The sequence below is a fragment of the Pseudomonas sp. GM84 genome, from assembly GCF_000282535.1.
Lineage (GTDB): Bacteria > Pseudomonadota > Gammaproteobacteria > Pseudomonadales > Pseudomonadaceae > Aquipseudomonas.
Window position 1 is genome coordinate 17,843 of sequence record NZ_AKJC01000331.1, and the last position, 9,228, is coordinate 27,070.

Sequence of the window (9,228 nt, forward strand, 5' to 3'; positions counted from 1 at the left end):
GGGAGAGGACCTGCAATGAACCTTCACCCACACTTACGTCACAGCCTCCTGGCCAGCGCCCTGTTGCTGGCAAGCGGCCTGGCCGTCGCCGCAGAACCTGCGGTGATCGCCAAGGAGCTGCAGCAGGCCAAGACCTACACCGTGTCCAGCGCGCCGACCGAGCCGCTGCACATGGACCCGCCGAAACTGCCCGACCTCAGCGGCTATACGGCCGAGGCCGTGCAGAAAAAGATCGACCGCCGCCACAAGGGCAAGGTCAGCGTGCGCCGCATGCTGCAGGAAGAGTCGCTCAAGGAATTCATCGGCGGTGACAACAAGGCGGCCGAGTGGGTGCAGCGCCAGCACGGCATCCCCCAGGCGATCTTCGTCGATGATGGCCATGTCGACCTGGTGCAGCTGAGCAAACAGGTGCCCAAGCAATACCTCAGCGAGGTCGAGCCGGGCGTTTACCTGGCACGCCTGCCGATCGTGGTCGGGCAGAAGGGCATCCTGGAAATCGACGGCAAGGTCAAGCAGCTGCGCCTGTCCCAGGAAGGCGGGTCGTTCCTGGTCAACGACGGCAAGCTGTTCGTCAGCGACACCCAGGTGACGGGCTGGCGCGAGAAGGACAACGGCCCCGCCACGTTCCGCTCGCCCACCGAGTTCCGTCCGTTCCTGCTGTCGTGGGGCGGCACCGAGACCTACATCGTCAATACCAGGATGGCCAGCTTCGGCTACGCCAAGTCCAAGTCGTATGGCGTGAGCATCTCGCAGTACACGCCGAACATGTCCAAGCGCATGGGCCGCCCGGAGCCCACCGGCTGGATCATCGGCTCGGAATTCAGCGACATGTGGTACGGCTTCTATTGCTACGAGACCCAGGACTTCGTGGTCAAGGACAACACCTACCGCGACAACATCGTCTATGGCATCGACCCGCACGACCGTTCGCACCGTCTGATCATCGCCGGCAACACCGTGTACGGCACCAAGAAGAAGCACGGGATCATCGTCTCGCGTGAGGTCAACGACAGCTGGATCATCAACAACAAGAGCTATGACAACAAGCTCTCGGGCGTGGTGATCGACCGTAACAGCGTCAACAACCTGATCGCCTACAACGAGATCTACCGCAACCACACCGACGGCATCACCCTGTACGAAAGCGGCGACAACCTGATCTGGGGCAACAAGCTGATCAACAACCGTCGCCACGGCATCCGCGTGCGCAACAGCGTGAACATCCGCCTGTACGAAAACGTCGCCATGGCCAACGGCCTGGTCGGGGTGTACGGGCACATCAAGGACCTGTCCGACACCGACCGCGACATCGACCTCGACCCGTTCGACACCAAGGTGTCGCTGATCGTGGTCGGCGGCGAACTGGCGGCCAACGGTTCCGGCCCCCTGTCGATCGACTCGCCGCTTTCGGTGGAGTTGTACAAGGTCTCCATGCTCGCCCCGCGCAAGTCCAACGGCATCAGCCTCAACGGCATCCTCGGCGAGCGCCAGGACGAAATCCTCGACCTGCTGGTGCGCCAGCAGAAGGCCGTGCTGATCGACCCGGTCGAACGCCAGACCGAAATGATCGATTAAGGAAGCCCAGACCATGACCCCACACTTGATGAAACTGCTGGGCCTGTCCGCCGCCCTCCTGGCCATCAGCCAGGGCGTGCGCGCCGACGAAGTGAAGGCCCCGACCTTCACCGCCGAGCCTTGCTGCCAGCTGTGCCCCGAGGCGCATGACGCCAGCCGCTACACCACCCGCTACCAGCAGAACTTCACCACGCTGGTGCAGGCCAAGGGCGACTGGCTGTTCCGTACCCGCGAAGACCTGCGCACCGAGTTCAACACCACCCCGGCCGGCTACAAGCGCCTGCAGCAGGTGCATGACGCGTTCAAGAAACGCGGCGTGGAACTGGTCGTGGTCTACCAGCCGACCCGTGGCCTGGTGAACCGCAACATGCTCAATCCGACCGAGAAAGCCGCCTTCGACTACCAGAAGGCCCTGGGCAACTACCAGGCCATGCTCAAGCGCTTCGCCAGCATGGGCTACAACGTGCCCGACCTGTCGCCGCTGACCAACGAGCAACTGGCCGCCGCCGACCAGGGCAAGGACTTCTACTTCCGTGGCGACCAGCACTGGACGCCTTATGGCGCCGAGCGCGCGGCGAAGATCGTGGCCGATACCGTGCACAAGATGCCGGCCTTCGAAGGCATCCCGCGCAAGGAATTCGAGACCCACAAGTCGGGCCGCATGGGCAAGACCGGCACCCTGCACAACGTGGCCGGCCAGCTCTGCGGCACCAGCTACGCGGTGCAGTACATGGACCAGTTCGCCACCGAGCCGAAAGGTTCGAGCGGCGGCGGCGACGACCTGTTCGGTGACGGCGGCAACGCCCAGATCACCCTGGTCGGCACCAGCCACAGCGGCAAGAACTACAACTTCTCGGGCTTCCTCGAGCAGTACATCGGCGCCGACGTGCTCAACGTCGCCTTCCCCGGTGGTGGCCTGGAAGGCTCGATGATCCAGTACCTGGGCAGCGAGGAGTTCCAGAACAACCCGCCGAAGATCCTCGTCTGGGAGTTCTCGCCGCTGTATCGCCTGGACCAGGAAACCATCTGGCGGCAGATCCTCGGCCTGCTCGACGACGGCTGCGATGCACGCCCGGCGCTGATGAGCGCCAGCGCCACGCTCAAGCCTGGCAAGAACGAGCTGATGGTCAACGGCAAGGGCGGCGTGATCAAGGACCTGATCAACCGCAACCTGCAGATGGACGTCAAGTTCGAAGACCCTTCGGTGAAGGTGCTGCAGGCAACCCTCTGGTACCTCAACGGCCGCCACGAGGACATCAAGCTGGAAAAACCGGAAACCTCCGACACCGACGGCCGCTTCGTCTTCCAGATGCGCGAGGACGAGGACTGGGCCAGCCAGAACCTGCTGGCTTTCGAGATCCAAGGTCCGGAAAAAGGCACCCAGAAGGTCGAGGCCAAGCTCTGCAAACGCAACAACTTCGCCGTGCCCGCGCAAACCGCGCAAGCCGGCCAGTGAGGCGACCATGACTGCATTCAAGCGAACCTTCAGCCCTGCCCTGCTCGCCCTGGCGATGTTCGGTGGTGCCGCGCATGCCGCGCTGGTGCCGCCCCAGGGTTACTACGAGGGCATCGAGAAGCTCAAGACCCGCGACGGCAACTTCCGCTGCGAAGCGGCGCCCAAGCCCTACACCGGCGCGCTGCAGTTTCGCAGCAAGTACGAAGGCTCGGACAAGGCGCGGGCCACCCTGAACCTGGACTCCGAAGAAGCCTTCCGCGACTCCACCAAGGACATCACCACCCTGGAGCGCGGCGTGGCCAAGATGGTCAACCAGTACATGCGCGACGGCCGCCCGGCGCAGCTCGACTGCACCCTGACCTGGCTGGGTACCTGGGCGCGCGCCGATGCGCTGATGTCCAGCGACTACAACCACACCGGCAAGTCGATGCGCAAATGGGCGCTGGGCAGCATGAGCGGCTCGTGGTTGCGCCTGAAGTTCTCCAACTCGCAGCCGCTGGCCGCGCACCAGGCCGAGGCCGAGCTGATCGAGAAGTGGTTCGCCCGCCTCGCCGAGCAGACCGTGCGCGACTGGAGCAACCTGCCGCTGGAGAAGATCAACAACCACAGCTACTGGGCGGCCTGGTCGGTGATGGCCACCGCCGTGGCCACTGACCGCCGCGACCTGTTCGACTGGTCGGTGAAGGAATACAAGGTCGGCGCCAACCAGGTCGACGAGCAGGGCTTTTTGCCCAACGAGCTCAAGCGCAAGCAGCGCGCATTGGCCTACCACAACTATGCCCTGCCGCCGCTGGCGATGATCGCCAGCTTCGCCCAGGCCAACGGCGTGGATGTGCGCGGCGAGAACGACAACGCGCTGCAGCGCCTGGCCCAGCGCGTGCTGGCCGGGTCCAGGGACCCGAGCGCGTTCAAGACCCGCAATGGCGAGAAGCAGGACATGAAGGACCTGAAGATCGACAGCAAGTACGCCTGGATGGAGCCGTATTGCAGCCTCTACGCCTGCAATGGCGACACCCTGCAGCGCAAGCGCGGCATGCAGCCGTTCGACAGTTTCAGGCTGGGCGGCAACCTCACCCGGGTCTACGACCCGAGCGCGGATACCAAGAAGTAACACCCCGATGTGGGAGTGATCCCTGTGGGAGCGGGCTTGTCCCGCGAAGCGGACACTGCGGTGTCTGGCAAGGGCTTCGCCCTTGTTCGCGGGACAAGCCCGCTCCCACCGGGAATGAATTGCTCTTCAGTCATGGACTGGGGGGTTTGGGGGGCGCTTTGCCCTGGATGCTGTGAACAACTTAGGAGAACCGGGATGGTCTTCTCGTCCAACGTGTTCCTGTTCCTGTTCTTGCCGATCTTCCTCGGCTTGTACTACCTGAGCGGGCAACGCTATCGCAACCTGCTGCTGCTGGTCGCCAGCTACATCTTCTACGCCTGGTGGCGGGTGGACTTCCTCGCCCTGTTCGCCGGGGTGACCTTGTGGAACTACTGGATCGGCCTGAAAGTCGGCGCCGCCGGCGTGCGCACCAAGCCGGCACAGCGCTGGCTGCTGCTGGGCGTGGGCGTCGACCTGGCGATCCTCGGCTACTTCAAGTACGCCAACTTCGGCGTCGACAGCCTCAACGCGATCGTCAGCTCGTTCGGCCTGGAACCGTTCATCCTGACCCACGTGCTGCTGCCAATCGGTATCTCGTTCTACATCTTCGAGTCGATCAGCTACATCATCGACGTGTACCGCGGCGACACCCCGGCCACCCGCAACCTGATCGACTTCGCCGCGTTCGTGGCGATCTTCCCGCACCTGATCGCCGGCCCCGTGCTGCGCTTCAAGGACCTGGTCGACCAGTTCAACAACCGCACCCACACCCTGGACAAGTTCTCCGAAGGCTGCACCCGCTTCATGCAGGGCTTCATCAAGAAAGTGTTCATCGCCGACACCCTCGCGGTGGTGGCCGACCATTGCTTCGCCCTGCAGAACCCGACCACGGGCGATGCCTGGCTCGGCGCCCTGGCCTACACCGCGCAGCTGTACTTCGACTTCTCCGGCTACAGCGACATGGCCATCGGCCTGGGCCTGATGATGGGCTTCCGCTTCATGGAGAACTTCAAGCAGCCGTACATCAGCCAGTCGATCACCGAGTTCTGGCGCCGCTGGCACATCAGCCTGTCGACCTGGCTGCGCGATTACCTGTACATCACCCTGGGCGGCAACCGCAAAGGCACCTTCAACACCTACCGCAACCTGTTCCTGACCATGCTGCTGGGCGGCCTGTGGCACGGTGCCAACTTCACCTACATCATCTGGGGCGCCTGGCACGGCATGTGGCTGGCGATCGAACGGGCACTGGGCCTCGACACCAACCCGCAGCGTTTCAACCCGGTCAAGTGGGCGTTCACCTTCCTGCTGGTGGTGGTCGGCTGGGTGATCTTCCGCGCCGAAAACCTGGCCGTGGCCGGCCGCATGTATGGCGCCATGTTCAGCTTCGGCGAATGGCAGCTGTCGGAGCTCAACCGCGCCCAGCTCACCGGGCTGCAGGTGGCGACGCTGGTCATCGCCTACCTCACCCTGGCGTTCTTCGGCCTGCGTGACTTCTACCGCAACGCCAAGCCGACGGCCAAGGCCACCCCCGTGCAAGTCAATGCCGACGGCTCGCTCGGCCTGGACTGGACGCGCGTCATGTCGCGCGCCCTGATCCTGATGCTGTTCGCAGCCTCGATCCTCAAGCTTTCGGCGCAGAGCTACTCGCCGTTCCTCTACTTCCAGTTCTGAGGTTGACGACCATGACCCGGACATTACGCATCACTTACTCCCTGTCGTTCCTCGGCCTGCTGGTGGGCATGGGCGTGTGGTCCACCGGTGGCCTGCAAAGCTTCCAGCGCACCGAGCAGATGACCCTGCTCAACGGCAAGCTGGCCAAGGCCGCCGAGACCCACTACGACGAGCAGTTTCCGATCAAGCGCCTGGGCACCAACCTCTGGGCCGCGCTGGACTTCAAGCTGTTCAACGAAGGCCGCCCCGGCGTGGTGCTGGGCCGCGACCAGTGGCTGTTCAGCGATGAAGAATTCAAGCCCACTGCCGGTGCCGAACAACTGATGCAGGAAAACCTGGCGCTGATCCGTGGCGTGCGCGACACCCTGCAGCAGCACGGCAGCCAGCTGGTGCTGGCGATCGTGCCGGCCAAGGCGCGCATCTACTCGGAATACGTGGGCAAGGAGCAGCCGGCCAGCCTGCATGACGACCTGTACAACCAGTTCCATGCCCAGGTCCGCCAGGCCAACGTGTTCGCCCCGGACCTGCAGGCAGCGATGGAGCAGGCCAAGGCCCGCGGCCAGGTGTTCCTGCGCACCGACACCCACTGGACACCGATGGGTGCCGAAGTTGCCGCCCAGGCCCTGGCCGAGGCGGTCAGCCGCCAGAGCCTGCTCAACGGCGACCCGCAGACCTTCATCACCGAAGCCGGCGACACCGCGCCGTATAAGGGCGACCTGACCAACTTCCTGCCGCTCGACCCCCTGTTCAGCAACCTGTTGCCGAGCCCGGACAACCTGCAGCAACGCACGACCCGCCCCGCCGAGGCTCAGGCTGATGCCGGCGACGCCCTGTTCGCCGACAGCCAGATCCCGGTCGCCCTGGTGGGCACCAGCTACAGCGCCAACCCGCACTGGAACTTCCTCGGTGCGCTGCAGCAGGCCCTGCACAGCGACGTCGCCAACTACGCCGAAGACGGCCACGGGCCGCTGCTGCCGATGCTCAAGTACCTGCAAAGCGATGCCTTCAAGAACGCCGCGCCACAAGTGGTGGTGTGGGAATTCCCCGAACGTTATCTGCCAATGAAGAACGACCTCAGCAGCTTCGATCCGCAGTGGATCGCGCAGCTGAAGAACTCCCGTAAATCCGAAGAAAACCTGGCCTTGTCGTCCACCCGGACGGACCACTGATAGATAGAGAGGAACACGCACATGACTACCAAGACTTCCATTGCCAAAGCCCTCACCCTCGCGGCCGGCCTGTCTCTCGCCTCCCTGCAGGCCTTCGCCGGCGCCGACGCCGCGCTGTATGGCCCGACCGCACCGAAAGGCTCGACCTTCGTGCGCCTGTACAACGCCGCCAGCGCACCGGCCGCTGCCAGCGTCGGCAACACCCAGATCAAGCAGGTCGGCGCCCAGGCCAGCAGCGACTTCAGCTTCCTGCCAGGGGGTGACTACACCGCCCAGGTCGGCGGCAAGAGCGTCCCGGTCAAGCTGGCTGCAGACAAGTACTACACCCTGGTCAACAACAACGGCGGCAACCCGCAGCTGATCGAAGAACCACCGTTCAAGAACAAGCAGAAAGCCCTGGTGCGCGTGCAGAACCTGACTGACCAGGCCCTGACCCTGAAAACCGCCGACGGCAAGACCGAAGTGGTCCAGTCGGTGGCCGCCAAGGGCCGTGGCGAGCGCGAGATCAATCCGGTCAAGGTCAACCTGGCCCTGTTCGAAGGCGACAAGAAAGTCGGCGACCTGAAACCGGTCGCCCTGGAGCGCGGCGAAGCCGCCGTGCTGTACGTCACTGGCTCCGGCAGCAACCTGTCGCCGGTCTGGGTCACTCGCCCAGTGTCCACTAACTGATCCCCTGCCCTTTTAACGACCTTATTGGAGAAACATGATGATCCCGGTAATTCTTTCTGGTGGTAGCGGTTCCCGTCTGTGGCCTCTGTCGCGCAAGCAGTTCCCCAAGCAGTTCCTGGCCCTGACCGGTGAGCACACGCTGTTCCAGCAAACCCTGGAACGCCTGGTGTTCGAAGGCATGGATGCACCCATCGTGGTGTGCAACAAGGACCACAAGTTCATCGTCCAGGAGCAGCTGGCCAGCCTGAAGCTGGAGACCCAGGCCATCCTGATGGAGCCGTTCGGCCGCAACACCGCGCCGGCCGTGGCCATGACCGCCATGAAACTGGTCAACGAAGGCCGCGACGAGCTGATGCTGGTGCTGCCCGCCGACCACGTGATCGATGACCAGAAAGCCCTGCAACGCGCCCTGGCCCTGGCCACCGTGGCCGCCGAGCGTGGCGAGATGGTGCTGTTCGGCGTGCCGGCCACCAAGCCGGAGACCGGCTACGGCTACATCCGCTCCAGCCAGGATGCGCTGCTGCCCGAAGGCGTGGCGCGGGTCGCCCAGTTCGTCGAGAAGCCCGACGAGAAACGCGCCGCCGAATTCGTCGCCGCCGGCGGCTACTTCTGGAACAGCGGCATGTTCCTGTTCCGCGCCAGCCGCTTCCTCGAAGAGCTGAAAAAGCACGACGCCGACATCTACGACACCTGCCTGCTGGCCCTGGAGCGCAGCAAGGAAGAAGACGATGTGCTGAGCATCGACGAAGCCACCTTCGCCTGCTGCCCGGACAACTCCATCGACTACGCGGTGATGGAGAAGACCCAGCGCGCCTGCGTGGTGCCGATGTCGGCCGGCTGGAGCGACGTGGGTTGCTGGTCGTCGCTGTGGGAAGTGCACGACAAGGACGCCGACGGCAACGTCACCAAGGGCGATGTGGTGGTGCAGGACAGCCGCAACTGCATGATCCATGGCAACGGCAAGCTGGTGTCGGTGATCGGCCTCGAGAACATCGTCGTGGTCGAGACCAAGGACGCGATGATGATTGCCCACAAGGACAAGGTCCAGGGCGTCAAGCAGATGGTCAAGACCCTCGACGACCGGGGCCGCAGCGAGACCCAGAACCACCTGGAAGTGTACCGCCCGTGGGGCTCGTATGATTCGGTGGACATGGGCGGCCGCTTCCAGGTCAAGCACATCACCGTCAAGCCCGGCGCCAGCCTATCGCTGCAGATGCACCACCACCGTGCCGAGCACTGGATCGTGGTGTCCGGCACTGCCGAGGTGACCTGTGACGAGAACGTGTTCCTGCTCACCGAGAACCAGTCGACCTACATTCCGATTGCCTCGGTCCACCGCCTGCGCAACCCGGGCAAGATCCCGCTGGAGATCATCGAAGTGCAGTCCGGGAGCTACCTGGGCGAGGATGACATCGAGCGCTTCGAGGATGTGTATGGACGGACTTCGACGCCGGTCGAGCGTGGGGTTTCGGTGAAGACCATCGCGCAGTAAGCAGGACCCTGGGGCCGCTTTGCGGCCCAATCGCCGGCAAGCCGGCTCCCACAGGAACACCACAGGTTTCAAGAACGGTGGTGTACCTGTGGGAGCAACTGTC

The 9,228-nt window shown here is 64.0% G+C and carries 7 protein-coding genes; all 7 read left to right on the forward strand.

Going from position 1 to position 9,228, the window contains the following annotated elements; translation table 11 throughout:
* Nucleotides 1-15 precede the first annotated feature (15 nt).
* The 7 genes from algG to PMI38_RS24210 all read left to right on the forward strand — a co-directional run bounded on the left by algG (nucleotide 16) and on the right by PMI38_RS24210 (nucleotide 9,125).
* Entirely contained in the window at nucleotides 16-1,575 is a 1,560-nt protein-coding gene (gene algG / locus PMI38_RS24180) for a mannuronan 5-epimerase AlgG (protein ID WP_008100029.1), read from the forward strand.
* A 13-nt stretch (nucleotides 1,576-1,588) separates the two neighbouring features.
* The gene (locus tag PMI38_RS24185; RefSeq protein ID WP_008100032.1) at nucleotides 1,589-3,031 is read left to right on the forward strand and encodes an alginate O-acetyltransferase; all 1,443 of its coding nucleotides are present in this window, start codon (nucleotides 1,589-1,591) and stop codon (nucleotides 3,029-3,031) included.
* 7 nt (nucleotides 3,032-3,038) lie between these two features.
* The gene (locus PMI38_RS24190) at nucleotides 3,039-4,142 is read left to right on the forward strand and encodes a mannuronate-specific alginate lyase (protein WP_008100034.1); all 1,104 of its coding nucleotides are present in this window, start codon (nucleotides 3,039-3,041) and stop codon (nucleotides 4,140-4,142) included.
* A 195-nt stretch (nucleotides 4,143-4,337) separates the two neighbouring features.
* The gene (locus tag PMI38_RS24195; RefSeq protein ID WP_008100036.1) at nucleotides 4,338-5,795 is read left to right on the forward strand and encodes an MBOAT family O-acyltransferase; all 1,458 of its coding nucleotides are present in this window, start codon (nucleotides 4,338-4,340) and stop codon (nucleotides 5,793-5,795) included.
* Nucleotides 5,796-5,806: 11 nt separating this feature from the next.
* Nucleotides 5,807-6,964, forward strand: coding sequence for an alginate O-acetyltransferase (locus PMI38_RS24200; protein WP_008100038.1), 1,158 nt, complete (start codon nucleotides 5,807-5,809; stop codon nucleotides 6,962-6,964).
* A gap of 21 nt (nucleotides 6,965-6,985) precedes the next feature.
* Nucleotides 6,986-7,633, forward strand: coding sequence for an alginate O-acetyltransferase AlgF (locus PMI38_RS24205; protein ID WP_008100040.1), 648 nt, complete (start codon nucleotides 6,986-6,988; stop codon nucleotides 7,631-7,633).
* 37 nt (nucleotides 7,634-7,670) lie between these two features.
* Entirely contained in the window at nucleotides 7,671-9,125 is a 1,455-nt protein-coding gene (locus PMI38_RS24210; RefSeq protein ID WP_008100042.1) for a mannose-1-phosphate guanylyltransferase/mannose-6-phosphate isomerase, read from the forward strand.
* Nucleotides 9,126-9,228 lie beyond the last annotated feature (103 nt).

What these genes read in the sequence shown, in the direction of transcription:
- algG (WP_008100029.1), top strand. Translation starts at nt 16, where the DNA reads ATGAACCTTCACCCACACTTACGTCACAGCCTCCTGGCCAGCGCCCTG.
- PMI38_RS24185 (WP_008100032.1), top strand. Translation starts at nt 1,589, where the DNA reads ATGACCCCACACTTGATGAAACTGCTGGGCCTGTCCGCCGCCCTCCTG.
- PMI38_RS24190 (WP_008100034.1), top strand. Translation starts at nt 3,039, where the DNA reads ATGACTGCATTCAAGCGAACCTTCAGCCCTGCCCTGCTCGCCCTGGCG.
- PMI38_RS24195 (WP_008100036.1), top strand. Translation starts at nt 4,338, where the DNA reads ATGGTCTTCTCGTCCAACGTGTTCCTGTTCCTGTTCTTGCCGATCTTC.
- PMI38_RS24200 (WP_008100038.1), top strand. Translation starts at nt 5,807, where the DNA reads ATGACCCGGACATTACGCATCACTTACTCCCTGTCGTTCCTCGGCCTG.
- PMI38_RS24205 (WP_008100040.1), top strand. Translation starts at nt 6,986, where the DNA reads ATGACTACCAAGACTTCCATTGCCAAAGCCCTCACCCTCGCGGCCGGC.
- PMI38_RS24210 (WP_008100042.1), top strand. Translation starts at nt 7,671, where the DNA reads ATGATCCCGGTAATTCTTTCTGGTGGTAGCGGTTCCCGTCTGTGGCCT.